Genomic DNA, 20526 nt, shown 5'->3' with positions numbered 1-20526 from the left:
CTTCCTACGCTATGGCGCGATTTCCCCCTATCCGCTACCTTGCCCGTCAAGCCGAGCCGACTCGGGTGTCACCCTTCTTTGTGGCGGTGGCTTTGTTGCTGGTGCTGGTGGTGAGTCTGTTCCCCTTTAGCGATTGGCGCTTCACGGGCGAGCCGGTGTTTGCCTTTTACACCTATCCGCTGCCGTACTACATCACCCTCTTTGATAACACGGTCAATGTGCTGGCGTATATTCCGCTGGGCTTAGGCTGGATGCTGCTGTTTCGCCGGCGCTGGTTTGCGGCGATTTTGGCGGTGTTGCTGTGTGCCCTCACCTCGGCCAGTGTTGAATTTGTGCAGCAATTTTTGCCGGGGCGGGTGGCCTCGAATCTGGATATTCTCAGTAATACCGCCGGTGGCGTGATCGGCGTAGCCATTGGTTTGGTGTTGCGCAGTCGGCGCTGGATGCAGCGCTGGTTAATTTTCCGTCACGAAGTTTTAGCCCCCGGCCGGATGATGGAGTGGGGGGCGGTATGGCTGGTGGTGTGGCTGGTGGCCCAACTCGACCCAAGCCAGCCTTTTTTGGGCGTGGTGGTCGAGCCACGTGGCTTGCCGCAGCCCTTTATTGCGCCGCTGGCGGATGCCGCACTGTTTTTGCGCCTGCTGGAAGGCGGCGGCATGATGTTGAATCTGGTTGGGGTAGGCTTGTTTGTGTCGGTGCTGCTGGCCTATCAGCGGGATTTCCCCCGGGCGATGTTTGCACTCCTGGGGGCGGCCTTGCTACTGAAAATGGCTTTTGCCGGCATGTTGCTGCGGCCAGAGCAGTTTTTTGTCTGGCTGAATCTGAATATCGTACTGGGGGGCGTGGGCGGCGTATTGCTGCTGGCTTTATGCTGGCGCCTGCAGCGGCGCTATCGCGCCTTGCTGTCGGTGTTGTGTTTATCGCTAGCAACGGTGGTGAGCTTGGTGTGGCCGCTCTCCCCGCAATTGTCGGCCACGTTGCCGCTATTTAAATGGCAGTATGGGCACTTGCTGCACTTTAGCGGGCTCTCACAAATCATGGGCGATCTCTGGCCGTTTGTTGCCGTGTTGCTGATGCTGGTGTATCTACTCAGCCCACGCCGCAGCGATGAGTGGTACTAAGGTATATTGCCGTAGCCTTTATTGATTGTGCGTTATACGGCTATACCCCTTGGTTTGGTCTTAGGCGTCAACTTGCCGTGGCACGGCTGGATTATAAAACTGCTGCTCGCTGAGCAGTTTCTGGTACATGTCGGGGTCTTTCCATTCGGCCTGACATTGGGGCGAAAAGATGATGTCCTCAAGCCGAATGGTGCCCATACGCGGGTTGTAGGCATCATCGCGAAAGGCTTGCGCGTAGCCGGTATCGGTTTCATGCGCAATGATCGAATGCAGGCGCACATCGGCTTCACCATTGGCCATAATCGTTTGCGCCAGAATCTGGTCGATGATCACGAAAAACAGTCGCGCAAACTGTTCGGCCGAAGGGGATACCGGCATCGCAATCCAGCGCGCCGAGAAGGTTTGGCACAGGCGGATGTACTCGGCATCATCTTTATCCCAAAAACACACCGCATGGTCGAACGCATCGATCACATCACGGATCGTGCCTTTCATTAAGCCAAAATCATAAACCATCTGCCCGTGATCCAGCGCGCTGGCTTCCAGTAGCACTTCAACCTTATAGCTGTGGCCGTGAATGGAAGAGCGGCAACGCTCGGATGAGCAGTTGCGCACAATATGTGCATTTTCAAATTTAAATAGTTTACGAATCAACATTTTAACGCGCCCAAACGGTGAGGCATGGTTTTATCAGATGGCGCCCGGCGCCACAAGGGGCGATTTTACCAAGCCACCGGGTTTAATGCTTGTTTCCTTGCAGGGATAAGCCGCTGGGTGCCGTAGCCTAATACCAGTCCGTGGCGCCTACTTACAAAAACGATTAGAAATTCAGTGGAAAGCAAAAAAGAAATCATCGTGTAAGTATTTGCGTGGGCGAGGTGGAATTCACTTTTTTGAAACACTCCAGCAGGAAAAAAAGTGAAGGCAATTTGTCTGTGAAACTACTCACAGGCGCAATGAAAAGTTACATCAGCAAGCGCTAATGGTGTGGCGCGCTATTTTTATGTTGCAAAAAAAACCAATAAAAACAATATTTTTTTGATTAAATTGTGCGTCGCACAACTCGATATTGCGGTTTTTATGTAGTTTCATGTAGTCCACAAAAAAAAGCTTCAGTGGCCTAACTCACAAGCCCAAATCGGGGTGTTGACAAGGTTTTTCTCGGCACGTTAAAACAGTCTCACTGGTTAAGCTCAGCCCTTAAAGCGAGCTGGCTAGCGGTAAAAATCACCAGATACTTACAATACGGTGACAAGCAGGCAGTTGGTGGGCAAGACCACTTATCCACTAGTGCCAATGCCATTTATAAAATCGGAGGAGACATTAATGTCCCGTTTTAATCGTCTTGCACTTGCTGCCCTGCCAGCTGCAATGTTCGTGGCCTACAGCTATGCCGCACCATTGTGGCAAGAAGGCAATACGTACAATGCTGGCACAGTCGTTACTTATAAAGGCGTGGACTACTCTGCGCTGGTGACCCATACCGCTTATGTCGGTGCTGGCTGGACCCCTGATACCACCCCAACACTGTGGAAAGCAGTGGGTGCTTCAACTAACCCAACTGCCGCACCAACCACCGCGCCGACTACAGCGCCTACCGCTGCTCCAACCGCAGTGCCTAGCGCAGCGCCAACCACCGCACCGACTGCTGCGCCAGCGGGTTGTGGCAATGTGGCGGCTTGGAATTCAGCGACTGCCTACACTGGCGGCGCTGTAGTTTCATATAACGGCCGTAAATTCTCGGCTAAATGGTGGACTCAAGGCCAGACGCCTTCTTCTACTGATCAGTGGGGCCCATGGAAAGATGAAGGCGCTTGTAGCGGCGCTACGGCTACCCCAGTGGTAACCGCATCACCAACTCCAGTTGTGACTGCGTCACCAACTCCAGTTGTGACTGCGTCACCAACTCCAGTTGTGACTGCGTCACCAACGCCAGTTGTGACCGCAAGCCCAACACCAGTAGTAACTGCATCGCCAACGCCGGTGGTTACCGCGTCTCCAACTCCGGTTGTGACTGCTCGCCCAACCCCAGTGGTAACCGCTTCACCTACACCTACGCCAGTGGTTACTGCGACTCCAACACCAGTGGGTTCGCCATCGCCAACGCCAGTGGTTACTCCAACACCAACACCTTCAGTGACGCCACCCGCTGGCAGCCAAGACCAGTGTCGTCCAGTGGGTCTGGTTTCTGAAGTTGCAAACGTTCCATATTGTACTGTTTACGATACCAACGGCCGTGAGAAGCTCGCCAATGGTATGAAACGCCGCAGCATCGGTTACTTCACCAGCTGGCGTAATGGCGCAAACGGTCAGCCTGCTTACCTGGCTGCCGATGTGCCTTGGAACGACATCACTCACGTGAACTACGCTTTTGCGCACATCGACCAGAACTGGAAAGTTTCTGTCGGTACCGATGGCCCAACTAATGCCGCAACTGGCATGTCTTGGGATGACAAAGGTCCGAAATACGCGCTGGATCCATCACTGCCATTCAAAGGCCACTTCAACATGCTGAACAAGCATGCAGATGCCAAAGGCGTGAAACTGCTGCTGTCGGTTGGCGGCTGGGCTGAAACTGGCGGTTACTTCGATGATTCAGGCAAACGCATTGCCAGCGGTGGTTTCTATTCACTGACCGTGGATGAAGCAACTGGTGCAGTTCGCCAAGATCGTATCAATACCTTCGCTAAATCAGCGGCTGAATTCGTGACCAAATATGGTCTGGATGGTATCGATATCGACTACGAATACCCAACTTCAATGTCGGATGCGGGTAGCCCAGACGACTGGAAGATTGCCAATAAGCATCGTGGCAAACTGTGGGACGGCTACATGGCGCTGATGAAAACGCTGCGTCTGGAGCTGGACAAAGCCGCTGCGGCCCAAGGCAAGTACTACATGCTGACGATCGCTTCACCATCTTCAGGCTACCTGCTGCGTGGCTTCGAAGGCTTCCAGGCACTGAAATACCTGGATTACGTGAACATCATGAGCTACGACTTGCACGGTGCTTGGAACCACTTCGTGGGTCACAACGCCGCGCTGTATGATACTGGTAAAGACAGCGAGATCGCTGATGCCAAGATCTACGACACTGCAGGCGATGGCAAGTACTACAACGCTCAGGGTTACCTGAACATTGACTGGTCATACAAATACTTCCGCACTGCATTGGCAGGTGGTCGTGTGAATATCGGCCTGCCTTACTACACACGTGGCTGGCAAAACGTAACTGGCGGCACCAACGGTCTGTGGGGTACTGCAGCGGTTGCTGATCAGAAGACTTGCTACAACGGTACTGGTGGCAACCTGGGTCCTGATGCATTGAGCCCGAAAGCCGGTGCGCCATGCGGCTTTGGTGCACAAGGTATCGACAACCTGTGGTTTGACGTGGATGCCAACGGCAAAGAAATGTTTGCCGGTGCTAACCCACTGTGGCACGCCAATAACCTGCGTGATGGCTTGCCAACACCATACGTTGGTATCTATGGCCACGATCTGAGCAAGCCAGAATCGAAAGTTCGCGGTACGTATATCGAGAACTACGATGACATCGCTCAGTCTTCATGGCTGTGGAACCCAACCACGAAAGTGTTCCTGTCGACCGAAAACGAAAAATCGTTCAAGGCTAAAGTACAGTACGCGATCGACCAGGGTGCCGGCGGTATCATGTTCTGGGAGCTGGCAGGTGACTACAGCAAACCATCAGAAAATGGTCTGGGTTACTACTACTTCGGTAGCACTCTGACTTCTCTGGCTGGCCAGATGCTGAAAAACGCAACACCGTACGGCGTACTGCCAGGCGATGAGAAGTTTGTTCAGCCAGCTGAGCAACTGGATGTTGATGTTGATCTCGTAGGCTTCCTGCCAAAAGGTGAAGACAACTACCCAATCCAGATTGGTCTGAAGCTGAAAAACAACTCGAATGTTGATCTGACTGGTGCGAAAGTGGCCTTTGATGTGGCGCCTTCGACTCCGCTGACTTCGTCAACGGTTGAGTTCCTGAAACCTTTCGCACCTCCAGCAGGTAAAGGGATCGAGAACCTGGTTGATATCTACAGCGGCGGTACTTGGTCAGCAACTGTCGCTTCAAACAAAGTAGGTAACGTGGGTGGTCTGCCAAATGCCTTCCATCGTCCAGCCTACCAACTGAAGCAAGGTACTGTGGGTACTACATGGGGCGTGACCGACTTCGGCCCAGGTAAAACCATCACCATCGGTATGCGTATCTTCATGCCAATGCCAGTGCCAACCAACTTCACTCTGACGCTGCCTAACGGCAAAGTCTACGGTATCAAGCGCAAGTAATTCGCGCCCAATCCGCAAAACGCCACGGCTTGCCGTGGCGTTTTTTTATTTGGGCGGTGCAAATTGCGCGATAAATGGGCTGAGATTTTGGCCGACTGAGCAATACCAGTTGCTGACTTTATGGCGAAGTAGAAGTTTTAAATCGGCTTGATTAGTAAGCTTTATGTTGTTGACAGCTTTGTTTTTTGTTTGTCAATATTTGGTAAGCTTTGCGGGCGTGTGCTATGTCACAGTTGCAGCCAAAATAAGCCACCCCATGAAAAAAATTAGGTAGTGAATAGCCTTAAAACTACATCACGTTATTGAAAAAGCTACATCAACGAGCGCTAATGTTGCGATGCACATCGCATTTTGCAGTGGTTTTAAGCTATTTTTTCGTCTTTGATTGAGGTTTGTTGTGCGATGCAATAATTCTTTTGTCATGTAGTTGGTAGTTTTTTTGCAGAGTTTTTTTTGCTGTTGGAAAAAGACCACTTTTTAGATCACAGGGGGTGTTGACAAGGTTTTTGCTTTGGAGATTAATAGAGTCCAACACCGGTCAGCGAAGAATGCGCGGTGAAAAGAGCAGGTGCAGATCGATATATGCTTTCAATAATCTGACTGCACGGCGGATCTGGTTAGTACCAGTTGCATTGCGCGAGTAATGCCAAAAAACACACGAGGATGGAGACCCTTATGTCGCACTTTAATCGTTTTGCTGTAGCTGCTATTCCTGCTGCACTGATGGCCGTGGCCAGCTTCTCTTACGCTGCTGATGCGTGGAAAGAAGGTTCGACCTATAACGCAGGCACTGTTGTTTCATATGCCGGTAACGACTACCAAGCTCTGGTGACTCACACTGCCTACGTGGGCGCTAACTGGAACCCTGCTTCAACCCCAACACTGTGGAAACTGGTTGCTACCGGTTCTGCTACGCCAGCGCCAACCGCGACGCCAGTAACAACGGCTAAGCCAACCACGGCCCCAACAACTGCGCCAACCACCGCACCGACAACTGCTCCAACTACCGCGCCAACTACTGGCCCAGTAGCAGGTTGTGGCTCTGTAGCGGCTTGGAATTCAACTGCTGCGTATAGCGGCGGCGCAGTAGTTGCCTACAACGGCGGCAAATACTCAGCTAAATGGTGGACACAAGGTCAGGCGCCTTCTGCAACTGATCAGTGGGGCCCATGGAAATACGAAGGCGAGTGCGGCCCAGCTGTAACTGCGACGCCAACTGTAGCGCCAACACCAACCCCAGTTGGCATGACCCCAGCACCAACCGTAGCGCCAACTCCAACTGCAGTTCCAACTGCAGCGCCAACACCAGTTGCTACCTTGGCTCCAGGTCAAGAAGTGCCTCCACCTGCGCAAGCGCAAGTTGGCTCTTACTTCACTCAGTGGGGCGTGTATGGTCGTGACTACCAAGTTGCCGACATCATCTCTAGCGGCGCTGCTCAGCAACTGACCTTCATCAACTACGCCTTCGGTAACATCTACCAGAAAAATGGTGGTTACGAGTGCGGTATCGTGAACAAACTGGAACCAGGTGCAACTGATGCAAATGCACCAGGCGCTGGTACTGGTGGCGATGCTTGGGCCGACTTTGGTCTGACTGCGAAACGTCGTGTTGATCCAGCTGATCAAATCAAGTGGGACGACAAACTGGCCGGTAACTTCCGTGAGTTCCAGGCTTATAAGAAAAAATTCCCAGACACCAAACTGTTCATCTCTCTGGGTGGCTGGACTTGGTCGAAATGGTTCTCTGCTGCATCGAAAACCGACGCGCTGCGTAAACAGCTGGTTAAATCGTGTATCGACATCTACATCAAAGGTAACTTGCCAGTGGTGGATGGCCGTGGTGGCGCAGGTTCAGCTGCGAACATCTTCGATGGTATCGATATCGACTGGGAATTCCCAGGTGTTCAAGGCGTGGGTTACAACACTGTAGCGCCTGAAGACAAACAAAACTTCACCCTGTTGCTGGCTGAATTCCGCAAACAACTGGATGAACTGGCTGCCGCTAACCAGAAGAAATACTACCTGACCGTTGCTATCGGTGTAGGTCGTGACAAGATCGAAATGACTGAGCCACGCGAGTACGCACGTTACCTCGACTGGATCAACATGATGACTTACGACTACAACGGCGGCTGGAACGCACAAGGCCCGACTGACTTCCAGTCTCACCTGTTCGCTGATCCAAGCAACCCACAGTACAAGTGCTCTGGCAAACCAGCCGACAAGTGCTACGGTGACCGCAGCCTGGTGTCTTACTACAACACCGATGACGCAGTGAACCTGCTGATCCAAGCTGGCGTGAATCCGAAGAAACTGGTGGTTGGTATTCCTAAGTACGGTCGTGGCTGGACTGGTGTGACCAATGTGAACAACGGTCTGTACCAGAAAGCGACTGACGCAGCACGCGGTACCTACGAGAAAGGCATCGAAGACTTCAAAGTACTGAAAAACGCTGCGGGTACTGTGTATGTACACCCAGTAACTAAACAGTCTTACAAGTTCGACGGTTCTACTTTCTGGTCGTACGATACACCTGAAGTGATCCAAACTAAGATCGACTACGCCAAAGCCAAAGGGCTGAACGGTGGTGTGTTCAGCTGGTCACTGGATGGTGACGACAGCGCAGCAACACTGTCGAAAGCCATGGGTAAAGCCCGTCAGTAATCTGGCACCAAGAACCCCCTCGCAAGAGGGGGTTTTTTTATATCTGCTCGTTAGAAGCAGAACTGAGCTAGCGAAGCCAAAGATGCGCGCAGCCGGGGATTTTCCCCACCAAAAACATATGGAGAAGATGAAATGTTGCACACAACCTCGCGCAAGTCGTTTGCGCTCAAGGCGCTGCCAGCAGCAATGCTGCTGGCAGCCGGCCTGGCTTCGGCCACCGATGTCGCCCCGTATTATGAAATGTGGTACGCGGGCAATAATCTCTCGCTAACGCAAGCGCGCCAGCAGCTGGGGCTCAATTCTGTGACCTTAGCGTTTACCATTGCCAAGGGTAATAGCTGCGCAATCAGCAATGACGGGTCGGGTACAGATATACTCAATGGGGGTATGAAGACCGACATCGCCACCTTCCGCCAAGCGGGCGGGCGCGTGATTGCCTCGTTCGGCGGAGCTTCCGGCACGTATCTGGAAGCGGTTTGCTCGGTGGATGCCATGGTCAATTTGATCGATGGCATGATCACCACGCATGGGATTAAGGCGCTGGATTTTGATGTGGAAGGCGGCTCACTCAGCAACGCGACCTACAACAGCACTCGCTCGGCCGCGATCAAGCAGTTGCAAGCCAAATATCCCGATCTGTACGTGTCATTCACCTTGCCGGTGATGCCAACAGGCCTCACAACCGAAGGCGTGAACGCGGTGAAATCGGCCATTAACGCCGGCGTGCGCGTGGATATGGTCAATGTGATGGCGATGGATTATGGTTCATCCGCTTCAGCCAGCAAGAAAATGGGTGATTTGGCCGTACAGGCCGCGCAAAGTACCTTTATCCAGATCAAGCCGCTGTTCCCCGGCCTCACTGACGCCCAAATCTGGGCCAAAGTGGGCGTGACGCCCATGCTGGGTGTGAATGATGTGCAATCGGAAGTCTTTGGGTTGGCCGATGCCCAAATTCTCACCGACTTTGCCAAGCAAAAAGGCCTGGGGCTGATCGCGTGGTGGTCATTCCATCGCGATAACAGCAGCAACGGGGCCAGCAAAGCCAATTTTGAATTCTGGAATATCTTCAAAAACGCGCAGGGTGGCGTGGTTGCGCCTACGCCAACTCCGAGCGTAACCCCGACGGCAACACCGGTGGTGACACCCGTTGTGACCGCTACCCCCAAACCTGCCGTCACCCCAACGCCAACCCCGGGTGGGGTAGCCGCATGGGATAAGGGCACGATTTATACCGGTGGCCAGCGTGTGGTCTACAACGGCGTGGTGTATGAAGCGCAATGGTGGACGCAGGGCGAAGTGCCCGGTGCCGCGCAGTGGGGCCCGTGGAAAGTGGTGAGCGGTAGCACGCCGGTGCCAAGCAGCGCACCAACTGCGGCGCCAACCGTCGCCCCAACAACTGCACCGACGATCGCTCCAACCGTAGCGCCGACCGCAACGCCAACGGCGCGCCCGAGCACGCCGAACCCAACTCCGGTCGTGACCGCGACCCCGGTACCGGGCAATAGCTGCGCAGTTTGGGCTGAAGGTAGTACGTATAAGGCTGGAGACGTTGTCAGCTATAGCGGCCAGAGCTATACCGCCCTGTCTGCCCACACCGCTTATGTCGGCGCGGGCTGGACGCCATCGACAACGCCGACCTTGTGGAAAGTAGGTGGTGCGTGTGGTTCTGCAACTCCCACCCCGACCGCCACGCCAACGGCTACGCCAGTCGTAACTCCGGTCGTAACGCCGGCCGTCCCCACCGCAACCCCAGTCGTTACCCCGGGTGGCACAACGCCAACGCCGAGCGCCCCAGCCGTTACCAATACACCAGCGCCAACCGTACCGGGTGGCGCGGTTCCCGCGCCAAGTGAAAAGCAAGTTGGTTCTTACTTTGCCCAGTGGGGCGTGTATGGCCGTAGTTTTGAGGTGGTGGATTTTGTGAACAACGGCTCGGCCGCACAAATGACCTTCCTGAACTACGCCTTCGGCAATATCTATCAGAAAAACGGCGGCTACGAATGTGCCGCCGGGATCGATAAGCTGGAGCAAGGCGCCACCAGCCCGAATGCACCCGATGCGGGTACGGGGGGCGATGCCTGGGCCGATTATGGCCGCCCACCGGCTCGGCAAGTAAACCCTGCCAATGCCATCACTTGGGAAACGCCGCTGGCTGGGAATTTCCACGAGCTCAAAGACCTGAAAGCGAAATTCCCGAACCTGAAAGTGTTTATCTCGCTCGGGGGCTGGACGTGGTCGAAATGGTTCTCGGCGGCTGCGAAAACCGATGCGCTACGCAAACAATTGGTCGCTTCGTGTCTGGATATCTATATCAAGGGCAATCTGCCGTCGTATAGCGGCCGCGGTGGGCCGGGCTCGCTAGCCGGCGTGTTTGACGGGATTGATGTGGATTGGGAATTCCCAGGCGTTGTCGGTCAGCCCTACAACACCGTTTCGGCAGAAGATAAGCAAAACTTCACCCTGCTAATGGCGGAATTCCGCGCGCAACTGAATGCGCTGAGCGCCGCCAACGGCAACAAGAAGTACTATCTGACCGCGGCGATGTCGGCGGGTAAAGACAAGATCGAGATGACTGAGCCGGCTAAGTACAGCCAGTATCTGGATTGGATTAACCTGATGACCTACGACTTCCATGGTGGCTGGGAATACACCAGCGCCACCTATATGGATAGCGCGTATGAAAATCATGCTAATCCAAATGCCAAGACTGACTTCCATTCGAATTTGTACGCTGATCCGAAGAGCCCGAATTATCTCGATCCGGTAACCGGGCAACGGGGTGTGGCTTCGTATTACACCATCGATGACGCGGTGAGCAATCTGACCGCGGCAGGCTTCCCGGCCAATAAGATTGTGCTCGGGGTGCCATTCTATGGCCGTGGCTGGACTGGGGTGCCGAACGTGAATAATGGTCTGTACCAAACGGCCACGCAACCGGCGCGCGGAACTTGGGAAGGTGGCATTGAAGACTTCAAAGTGCTGAAGAACGCCGCGGGTACGATTTATACCCACGATGTGACTAAGCAATCTTGGAAGTTTGATGGCTCAACCTTCTGGTCTTACGATACGCCGGAAGTGATCCAAACCAAGATCAACTACAGCAAGGCCAAAGGACTGGCCGGGATGTTTAGCTGGTCGCTGGATGGCGATGACAGTAGCGCGACACTGATGAAGGCAATGAGCAAAGTGAAGCAATAAGGTCACCTTGTTCAGCCTTAAAGTGAAAGCCCGGCGCGAGCCGGGCTTTTTTGTGGCGCATGGGCTAGGCATTTTAAGGTGCCAATGGCCCGGGCACATCCAGACACCGATAGGCATGCAGCGTGGCCGCCGCGCCTTGCAGCGAAATCACATCGCGGCCCCAGGGTTTGCGCTGCTTGGGCAGGTGGCGCAACCAGGCCAAAGTGCTGGCGCTGCGGGCCACCAGCTGCTGCACGGTGGGATCGTCTTGGCGCAAATAGCGCGCCAATAGTTGTGCCTGTTCGGCGGGCCCCGCTCTGAGCAGATAACTGGTGGAATGCAGATAAAACAGCCAATCGCGGCTTTGCGCTTCGGCGAGACTCAATACACTGAGCGGATCATCTTCAAAATCAATGAAATGTACCTGACCGGCGTGGAAAATAATATTCCTGGCAAAGGCCTGGCTTAAGGCCTGCCCACAGCGGTGAGTGGCCAGAATCGCATTCAGGCCCGCCAGCCACACTTTGCGCTGATCGGCGGGCTGATGTGCGAGCAAATGATCAATCGAGGTCTTGCCCACATTGCGCATCACCAGATAGCCGGGCTGTGCGGCCAATAATTCGGGCACCAAGACGCCGGCTGCATGCAGGGTTTGCAGTCGCCGGGCTTCAATCGCCTGCCCAGCGGCGCCGCCCGGGGCAGGCACTGCACACAGCAAAGGCTGGCGCAGGCTGCGGGCGAGTAGATTGAGTAATGAATACGCCAGCGGGCGGTTGCGGCCTTCTTGGCGTTTTACAATCACGGCCTCGCCGGCCAGCTCTAGCGCTAGCACGCGACCTTGCTGTTGCGCGAGGGCGCGCTCGAGTTCGGTCTGTTGTTGCGTGCTAAGAAGGGTGAAATGCATGGCGGCCTCAAAGTGAAGCCGGCGATTGTACGCCGAAATGCCGCCGGCTGGCTGTAGCGGATTACCGCTGCAGCACCCACTGAATCAGCGGCCGCCATTCCTGGACGTCGCGCTGATTTTTGCTCGCGGGCAGATCAAACAAGGTCATGCCGCGCTGGATGGTTAGATTATAGAGCTGCGTATCGCGGATGGTGGCGATCAGCGGAATCTCGAATTGGCGCAAAAACTCGGCCAGCTGTTGCGGCGCATTGCTACGCGGATTCACGCGCATGGCGACGGCGGCCACTTGGACTTCTTCGCGGCGCACGGCCTTGGTTTCGGCCAGCTCCGCCAGAAAATCCTGGCAGGCCCATAAGTCAAAGGCAGAAGGCAAAATCGGGATAATGACCCGATCGACGACTTTCAGGGCTTTTTTAAGTTTGCTGCCGCCAAAGCAGGCGGGGCTATCCAGCACCGCCACTTGGCTGCCTTTGGGCGGGCGGGCGATTTGATCGCTGCCGATTTCCCAGCGCTCGATACGGGGTAGATTGCTAGGGCGGCGATCCAGCCAACGCTGGCTGGAGTGCTGGCGATCCAGATCGCCCAGCATCACCTTGGTTTCTTGCCACGAGAACCAGCTGGCCAGATGGGTGGAGAGGGTCGACTTGCCGCTCCCGCCTTTGGGGTTGGCAATCAAGATCTTGCGCATATTCAATCACCAAGTAACAGGGGAAACATTATGGCAGGTAATGTCAGCTTTATTGTTACATATTTGTTAAATTATTACAAAATTAGGAAGCTTTAATGAAGGTTGAGCTGGGTGTGGTGGAAAAGCTGCGTTTTATGTCGATGGGTATATTGTCGCGTGTTTTGTTTGTCAATGGGTTGATTGGTATACCCTGGTGGGGTAATAAAAAACCCGCCTGCTGGCGGGTTTTTTGCTGAAAAACTAGACCGTTTATTTGGTCAGTTCCATCAGTTTGGCAAAGGCTTCGTCAAACTGTTTCAGGCCTTCAACCTGCAGCTGCTCGCCGGCCAGATTGTAGTTAATGCCCAGCTCGCGTACTTTCACCAGTGTATGTACGGCAGCATCAATGCCGGTGTCCAGCGTGTTTGCGGCTTCGCCGTGGTCACGGAACAGCGCCAGGGTGGCATCGGGTACGGTGTTCACTGTTTCTGGGCCGATCAGGTCTTCCACGTACATCACATCGCGGTAGGCTTTGTTTTTCGTGCCGGTAGAAGCCCACAGCAGGCGTTGTGGGTTGGCGCCTTTGGCTTTCAGCGCGGCAAAACGGTTGCCGTGGAACAGCGCTTTGTAATGCTGGTAAGCCACTTTCACGAATGATTTAGCCACGGTGCCACGCAGAGCCAGCGCATCGGCCGTGCCAATGGCTTCCAGTTGTGGGTCGATCAGGCTATCCACGCGTGACAGGAATACTGAAGCCACGGCTTGCACTTTATCGATTGGCAGGCCGGCGGCCGCGCGCGCTTCCAGGCCGCGAATGTAGGCGGTCAGTACGTTATCAACGTGTTTCAGGTTGAACATCAGGGTGATGTTCACGTTGATACCAGAAGCAATCAGCTCTTCGAAGGCCACGACGCCAGCATCAGTGGCTGGTACTTTGATCATGGCGTTCGGGCGATTGATTTCGGCCCATAGGCGTTTGGCGTTGTCGATGGTGCCTTGCGCGTCGTTCGCCAGTGTTGGAGATACTTCCAGGCTCACGTAGCCATCTTGGCCATTGGTGGCGTCGTACATGGCGCGAGTCAGGTCGCAAGTGGCTTGAATGTCCGGTACAACCAGCGCTTCGTAGCGTTGTTCGGCGGTCAGGTCCTGTTTTTTCAGTTCAGCCAGATCACCGGTATACAGCGGATCAGAAGAGATTGATTTGTAGAAAATCGCAGGGTTGGAGGTAACGCCGGCGATGTCGTCTTCGGCGATCAGCCGAGCCAGCTCGCCAGAGGCCAGAAGGCCGCGCGACAGGTTGTCCAGCCAGATGCGTTGGCCGAAAGGTTTGATTGCTGCGATTCTGCTCATGGTAAAAACCTCATTAGTATTGAACTGATGCAAACAGGGTGGAACGTCGTTGCAAAGGACATGGGGCATTATCACTGCAAAACAAGCCTGATGCCTTTGCGCAGGCGCAAAAAAACCGTGATTGCTGCAATGTACGGATAGTTGTCCGGCAGAGCAAGTGCTGGCCTTGGCTTGATCCACGTTGACGGCAACAAAAAGCCCGCGCAAGGCGGGCTCGGTTTATTCGATGATGCGGGTGGCGGGAAACTTCACCGCAAATTCACTGCCTTTGCCAGGCTCGGAGGTGATGCACAGCTGCGCCTGATGGCGGTGCAGAATGTGCTTCACAATCGCCAGCCCCAGGCCGGTGCCGCCGGTATTGCGAGAGCGGCCACGATCAACGCGATAAAAGCGCTCGGTCAGGCGGGGAATATGCTCGGGGGCGATGCCGATCCCGGTGTCGCGGCAGGTAAAGCACAGCATATCGTCGCGCCGCTCCCAGCCAATGGTGATCTTGCCGCCCGCCGGGGTGTAACGAATGGCATTGGAAACCAGATTGCCCAGTGCCGAATGCAGCTCGTCGTTATTGCCGATCAGACGGGCGCGTTCCAGTTTGCCGATTTCGACCGTATGCCGGCCTTGCGAGAGGCCCATGCCTTCGGTGCGCAGTAATTGCATCAGCTGCGGAATATCGACTTCCTCTTCGCGCACTTGCGCGCCGCTTTCCAGTTTGGAGAGCGTGAGCAAATCATCCACCAGTCGCTGCATGCGCTGGGTTTGTTCGTACATCAGCTGCAAATGCGTGTCGCGGGTTTGCGCATCTGACGCTGGCATATCGATCATGGTTTCGATAAAACCACCCACCACTGTTAGCGGGGTGCGCAGCTCGTGCGAGACATTGGCCACGAAGTCGCGATGCACGGTTTGTACGCGCTCGAGTTGGGTAATGTCGCGGCTGAGCAAGAGTTTGCGTGTTGAATCAAATGGCACCATCTGCGCCGAAAGCGTTTGCTCGGTGGGGCGGGTAGTGCGAATCACGATCGGGTGGCTAAAGTCTTCCTGCTTGAGGTATTCACGCAAGCTAGGGTGACGTAGCAAGTGTGTAATCGGTTGGCCGGTATCGGTTTTACGATTCAGCGCCAAATGATCGCAGGAAGCCGGATTGCACCATTCGATGCGATCGTACTCGTCCAGAATCACCACACCATCGGGCAGCGCTTCGGCGGCCGATAGAAAACGATCCAGCGTATTAGCCAGCCGCTCTTTGGCTTTTTTCTGCTTGCGCACTTCGGTGTAAAACTGATCGAAGACTTCTTGCCAGAGCAAAAAGCTGCTGGGCACATTATCGACTTGCGGGTTTTGCAGCCAGTGATACAGGCGGTGCAAATTAAAAATATGAAACAGGCAGGTGAGTGAGACGACCACCAAGGCAAAGGTCAGCCCCCACTCCCGTCCGGCAATCCCGCCGATAAACAGCGCGATCAGGGTCACGGACAAATAAAAAACGATGGAGCGGAGCCAGAGCATTCGGTGCCTTTGAGAGCGGGCGTCAGGTCAGGGTAATGCAGTGCATTACCCCGAGGAACTGCGGATTGTACTTAATTGACAGACAGGCGGTAGCCTGAACCACGAACGGTTTGAATCAGATGATCGTGGCCAGTTCCCTCCAGTGAAGAACGCAGGCGACGAATGTGTACATCAACCGTGCGCTCTTCCACGAATACATGGTCGCCCCATACTTGGTCGAGCAGGTGAGCGCGGGTATGTACGCGCTCAGGGTGGGTCATAAAGAAGTGCAGCAGACGGAATTCGGTAGGACCCAGATCCAGCGCCTTGCCATTGCCCGATACGCGGTGAGTGACCGGATCAAGGCGCAGGCCTTGGATTTCCACCGGATCATCAGTTGCTTGTGGCGCACGACGGCGCAGCACGGCTTTGATGCGTGCTTGCAGTTCACGTGGGCTGAAGGGTTTGGTGATGTAATCATCGGCGCCGGTTTCCAGCCCCGCGATTTTGTCTTGCTCGTCCGAGCGGGCCGTTAGCATAATCAGCGGAATGCCACGGGTACGTTCATCGGCGCGCAATTTACGTGCGAAGTCGATGCCGGACATGCCAGGCAACATCCAGTCGAGCAGAATCAGATCGGGCAGGGCATTGCGCACAATGCTCTGCGCGCTTTCGACCGAGTCGGCACGCATGATGTGGTGACCGGCTTGGGTCAAGTTAAAGGCAATCAACTCCTGGATTGCTGGTTCGTCCTCGACCAGCAGAATGTTTGCGGCCATGACAGCTCCTCGCGCGATAAGTTCAATTCAGATTGGTTGCGAGAATAAGGCTTTAGTGTGAACTTAATATTACAAGTCTGCAAACTTATGGCATAAATTTCATGGGGTGAAAGCAATGTCACTTCGCTGGCGGCTACAAGGGCGGCGCGGTATCATGGAGGCTATTCAAATCAACCCTTTTGAGCTGGATATGGCCGGTTTGCACGCCAACACCCCGCAGCCCACCGAACTGACGCTGCATCAAGCTTCCCGAGTACTGGAAATCGCCTTCGATGATGGCGCGCGGTTTAGACTGCCGTGCGAGTACCTGCGGGTATTTAGCCCCTCGGCCGAAGTGCGCGGGCATGGGGTGGGCAATGAAGTGCTGCAAGTCGGCAAAAAGCTCGTCAATATCCGCGCGATTGAACCGGTGGGCCATTACGCGGCCAAACTGGTGTTTGATGATGGCCATGATAGCGGCCTATTTAGCTGGCAATATTTATACGAACTGGGCGCCCAGCAGGACGCCAACTGGCAACAATACCTGAGCGATCTCGCCGCCGCCGGCGCATCGCGTGAACCGCTGTAAGCAGCAAGGGCAAAGCAATGAGCGACGCGAAAACCCACTTCGGTTTTTCTACAGTCAACGAATCGGAAAAAGCGCAAAAAGTCGCCGAAGTTTTCCATTCGGTGGCCCAAAAATACGATGTAATGAATGACCTGATGTCAGCAGGTCTGCACCGGGCCTGGAAGTTTTTCACCATTGAAACCAGTGGCGCCAAGGCGGGTGATCGGGTGCTGGATATTGCTGGTGGCACCGGCGATTTATCCAAGGCCTTTGCCAAAAAAGTAGGTAAATCGGGGCAGGTGTGGCTGACCGATATCAATAGCTCGATGCTGGGCGTGGGCCGTGATCGCCTGCTGGATTCCGGATACCCCCTCCCGGTAGCTCAATGTGATGCAGAAAAGCTGCCGTTCCCAGACGAATACTTCGATATTGTTTCGGTGGCGTTTGGCCTGCGCAATATGACGCACAAAGATGCTGCGCTGAAAGAAATGTGCCGCGTGCTCAAGCCCGGCGGCCGTTTGCTGGTGCTGGAATTTTCCAAAGTATGGGCGCCACTCAAGCCGGCTTACGATCTGTATTCATTCAAGCTGCTGCCGCTGATGGGCAAGCTGGTGGCCAATGATGCCGATTCCTACCAATATCTGGCCGAATCCATCCGCATGCATCCGGATCAGGAAACCCTGAAAACCATGATGCGCGATGCGGGCTTTGGCCGCGTGGATTACCACAATATGACCGGTGGCGTGGTGGCGCTGCATAAAGGGACCAAATTCTGATGCTGCTGGCGCGCTTGCTCAATCATTTGCTGGCGCAAGCGCCAGAGCAATTGCAGGCCTTGCAGCCGCTGGCCGGGCGTAGCTTTGCGCTGCAGCTACCGCTGCTCACCGCCACCGTGGTGGTGATGCCCGATGGCCGCTTGGCTGATTCACAAGCCGAGCCGGAAGCTACGCTGACGTTGCCGACGGCGTACTTTCTTACCCGGCTCACCGATCCGCAAGCCGCATCGCGGCAAGTGGTGCTGGCGGGCGATCCGGATTTGGCCGCCCGCGCCGGCGCCGTACTGGGCGCGCTCGCCTGGGATGCGGCCGAAGATCTGTCGCGCTGGACTGGTGATATTGTGGCGCATCGGGTCGTACGCTCAGGGCAAGCGCTGGCGCAATGGCCCTTGGCGGCCGGTGAGCGGCTGGCCACGGCCGTGGCGGAGTACGCGCGCGATGAAGCGCGCTGGCTGGTGCGTAAAGAGCAGGTGGCCGACTACTGTAGCGCGGTGGACACCTTGCGGCACGATGTGGCGCGACTGGAAAAACGGCTGGCCCGCCTACAGGCGCGGCTGGCGGACAAAGGCGAATAATGCTGCGTTTTTTTCGCATTCTGTATGTGATTGTCCATTTCGGGCTCGATGAATTTTTGCTGGGGCACGAGCGTGTACGTGGCCTGCGGCAGCTGATCGGCGCGCTGTTTTTCTGGCGCAAATTACCCGATAGCCGCGGTGTGCGTTTGCGGCTGGCGCTGGAATCACTGGGGCCAGTGTTTGTTAAATTTGGCCAGGTGTTATCGACCCGCCGCGATTTATTGCCGCCTGATCTGGCCAATGAACTGGCCTTGCTGCAAGACCGAGTGAAGCCCTTTGCCTCGGAACTTGCCATTCGGCAAATCGAAACCAGCCTGAATCAGCCGTTGGCGGCGCTGTTTGCCGAGTTTGATGCCACACCGGTGGCTTCGGCCTCGGTGGCGCAGGTGCACCGCGCCCGGCTGCATGCTCCCGCGGGAGGGGTAGGGCAAACGGTGGCGGTGAAAGTGCTACGCCCGGGTATTTTGCCGGTGATCGAAAGCGATCTGGCTTTGCTGCGCATGCTGGCGCTGTGGGTGGAAAAGCTATTTGCCGATGGTAAACGCCTGAAGCCCCGTGAAGTGGTGGCCGAGTTCGACCGTTATCTGCACGACGAGCTGGATTTAATGCACGAAGCGGCCAATGCCAGCCAGCTGCGGCGCAATTTTAAAGATTCCGATCAGCTGATCGTGCCCGAAGTGTTTTATGACTATTGCGCGCGCGAAGTGCTGGTGCTGGAGTGGATGGACGGTATTCCCATCGGCCGCATCGACGAGCTAAAAGCCGCGGGCATGGATTTGAAAAAGCTCAGCCGCTACGGGGTGGAGATTTTCTTTAGCCAGGTATTCCGCCACGGTTTTTTCCACGCCGACATGCATCCGGGCAATATCTTTGTGGCGCCAGATAACAGGTATATCGCGCTAGACTTTGGTATTGTTGGCTCGCTGAGCGATACCGATAAGCAGTATCTGGCGATTAACTTTCTCGCTTTTTTTAATCGCGACTATCGGCGGGTGGCGACGGCACATATCGAGTCGGGCTGGGTGCCGAAAGAAACCCGTGTGGAAGAGCTGGAAGCTGCAGTGCGCACGGTGTGCGAGCCCTTCTTTAATAAGCCGCTGAGCCAGATCTCGTTTGGTTTTGTTTTGCTGCGGCTGTTTGAGACTTCGCGCCGGTTTAATGTCGAAATCCAGCCGCAGCTGGTGTTGCTGCAAAAAACCTTGCTCAATATCGAAGGGCTGGGTCGCCAGCTCGATCCCGACTTGGATTTATGGCAAACCGCCAAGCCATTCTTGGAGCGCTGGATGAATGAGCAAATCGGCTGGCGCGGTCTGCTCACCACGCTCAAACATGAGGCGCCGCAGTGGGCGACCCTGCTGCCGACTTTGCCGCGTAAACTCAACGAAGTTCTGAACCAAAACCACACCGAGCTCTTGCTGGCGGGCTATAAAGGGCTGATGTGGGAGCAGAAAAAGCGCAATTATCTGCTGGGGCTGATCGCCGCTCTGCTGGCCGGCCTGCTCGCAACAATTTGGTGGTACTAACTCGGGAAGCAGATGGCATGCAGCGGCGCAGCTTGGCTCCATCGGTATTGCGCCACTGGCTGGCTCCCATTGTGCTCTCGCTCAGCGTGCATGGGCTGCTGCTGTGGACTTTACGCCCGGATTCGGGTTGGAGCACGCCGTGGCCGGCGGCTACTACGGGCGGGGCCGGGGCGCTGAGTGTGAGCTTGGCCGCATCGCCCTCGGCTGAGCAGGCTGCCGCCGAACCAGCGGCAATTCCTTTACAAAGTCTGGCCGACCCAACTGCATACACAACCGCTGCCTTGCAGCCGTACCAGCCGGCCCTTGATCTGCTCGCTAGTGCACAACTAGCGCCAAGCCCCACGGCGCAGTCTGCTGCCAGCATGGGGGCGTTGCCCACCCCTGCGCCAGAGCGGCAAGAGGCGGTGGCATTGAGTGAGCCGCAATTTGTACCCAGTGACTTTGCCCGCAGCCCTGCCGAGCTAGTGCTGGAGCTGGAGATTGATGCCACCGGCCTAGTGCAACAGATTCACGTGCTCAGCGGCAATATCCCCCCCGAAGAGCGCCACCCCATTTTGCGTAAAGTGGGCGCCATGAAATTTCGCCCAGCCATTGAAAATGGACTGGGCGTCGCTTCCAGCAAAACCTATCGAGTTGAATTTACCCACTAA

General features: G+C 55.4%; 15 protein-coding genes. 9 read left to right on the top strand and 6 right to left on the bottom strand.

Features of this window, described 5'->3' with window-relative positions; all coding sequences use genetic code 11:
* The first annotated feature begins 11 nt into the window (after positions 1-11).
* On the top strand, positions 12-1121 hold the full coding sequence (locus G482_RS18260; RefSeq protein ID WP_084414619.1) for a VanZ family protein: 1110 nt from the start codon (positions 12-14) through the stop codon (positions 1119-1121).
* Between the two features lie 60 nt (positions 1122-1181).
* Here G482_RS18260 and G482_RS0110615 read toward each other — a convergent pair whose 3' ends face one another.
* Positions 1182-1778 (bottom strand): 6-pyruvoyl trahydropterin synthase family protein, encoded by a 597-nt coding sequence (locus G482_RS0110615; RefSeq protein WP_028450010.1) that lies wholly within the window; start codon positions 1776-1778, stop codon positions 1182-1184.
* A 669-nt stretch (positions 1779-2447) separates the two neighbouring features.
* Between G482_RS0110615 and G482_RS18255 the strand changes: the two genes are divergently transcribed.
* The 3 genes from G482_RS18255 to G482_RS20845 all read left to right on the top strand — a co-directional run bounded on the left by G482_RS18255 (position 2448) and on the right by G482_RS20845 (position 11291).
* On the top strand, positions 2448-5429 hold the full coding sequence (locus tag G482_RS18255; RefSeq protein ID WP_156905389.1) for a glycosyl hydrolase family 18 protein: 2982 nt from the start codon (positions 2448-2450) through the stop codon (positions 5427-5429).
* Positions 5430-6104: 675 nt separating this feature from the next.
* The gene (locus tag G482_RS0110600; protein WP_028450009.1) at positions 6105-8093 is read left to right on the top strand and encodes a glycosyl hydrolase family 18 protein; all 1989 of its coding nucleotides are present in this window, start codon (positions 6105-6107) and stop codon (positions 8091-8093) included.
* Between the two features lie 132 nt (positions 8094-8225).
* On the top strand, positions 8226-11291 hold the full coding sequence (locus tag G482_RS20845) for a glycosyl hydrolase family 18 protein (protein WP_084414615.1): 3066 nt from the start codon (positions 8226-8228) through the stop codon (positions 11289-11291).
* Positions 11292-11364: 73 nt separating this feature from the next.
* On the opposite strand, the gene G482_RS18245 is transcribed toward G482_RS20845, so the two are convergent.
* From G482_RS18245 to phoB, 5 genes are all read right to left on the bottom strand, one after another.
* Entirely contained in the window at positions 11365-12174 is an 810-nt protein-coding gene (locus G482_RS18245; RefSeq protein ID WP_051258929.1) for a BUD32 family EKC/KEOPS complex subunit, read from the bottom strand.
* 61 nt (positions 12175-12235) lie between these two features.
* Positions 12236-12862, bottom strand: a complete 627-nt coding sequence (locus G482_RS0110585; RefSeq protein WP_028450008.1) for a nucleotide-binding protein — start codon at positions 12860-12862, stop codon at positions 12236-12238.
* 249 nt (positions 12863-13111) lie between these two features.
* On the bottom strand, positions 13112-14191 hold the full coding sequence (tal, locus tag G482_RS0110575) for a transaldolase (RefSeq protein ID WP_028450007.1): 1080 nt from the start codon (positions 14189-14191) through the stop codon (positions 13112-13114).
* A gap of 219 nt (positions 14192-14410) precedes the next feature.
* Positions 14411-15697 (bottom strand): phosphate regulon sensor histidine kinase PhoR, encoded by a 1287-nt coding sequence (gene phoR, locus G482_RS0110570; protein ID WP_051258928.1) that lies wholly within the window; start codon positions 15695-15697, stop codon positions 14411-14413.
* Positions 15698-15768: 71 nt separating this feature from the next.
* A complete protein-coding gene (gene phoB, locus G482_RS0110565) occupies positions 15769-16455 on the bottom strand; it encodes a phosphate regulon transcriptional regulator PhoB (RefSeq protein WP_028450005.1) in 687 nt (228 codons plus the stop codon).
* A gap of 190 nt (positions 16456-16645) precedes the next feature.
* Here phoB and G482_RS0110560 point away from each other — a divergent pair, with 190 nt between their 5' ends.
* The 5 genes from G482_RS0110560 to G482_RS0110540 are packed head-to-tail and all read left to right on the top strand — an operon-like array spanning position 16646 to position 20526.
* Positions 16646-17023 (top strand): gamma-butyrobetaine hydroxylase family protein, encoded by a 378-nt coding sequence (locus G482_RS0110560; RefSeq protein ID WP_028450004.1) that lies wholly within the window; start codon positions 16646-16648, stop codon positions 17021-17023.
* Positions 17024-17040: 17 nt separating this feature from the next.
* A complete protein-coding gene (gene ubiE, locus G482_RS0110555) occupies positions 17041-17778 on the top strand; it encodes a bifunctional demethylmenaquinone methyltransferase/2-methoxy-6-polyprenyl-1,4-benzoquinol methylase UbiE (protein ID WP_028450003.1) in 738 nt (245 codons plus the stop codon).
* The gene (locus G482_RS0110550) at positions 17778-18353 is read left to right on the top strand and encodes a ubiquinone biosynthesis accessory factor UbiJ (RefSeq protein ID WP_034619501.1); all 576 of its coding nucleotides are present in this window, start codon (positions 17778-17780) and stop codon (positions 18351-18353) included. Before ubiE ends, G482_RS0110550 begins: the two co-directional genes overlap by 1 nt.
* Complete coding sequence (gene ubiB / locus G482_RS0110545; protein ID WP_034619499.1) at positions 18353-19876, top strand: ubiquinone biosynthesis regulatory protein kinase UbiB; 1524 nt, start codon at positions 18353-18355, stop codon at positions 19874-19876. The genes G482_RS0110550 and ubiB overlap by 1 nt, the downstream gene beginning before the upstream one ends.
* 17 nt (positions 19877-19893) lie before the next feature.
* Complete coding sequence (locus G482_RS0110540) at positions 19894-20526, top strand: hypothetical protein (RefSeq protein WP_028450000.1); 633 nt, start codon at positions 19894-19896, stop codon at positions 20524-20526.

The organism is Chitinibacter tainanensis DSM 15459 (genome assembly GCF_000429785.1).
Classification (GTDB): Bacteria; Pseudomonadota; Gammaproteobacteria; order Burkholderiales; family Chitinibacteraceae; genus Chitinibacter; species Chitinibacter tainanensis.
Note: the sequence above shows the minus strand (reverse complement) of the source record. Positions and strands in the feature narration are given on the sequence as shown.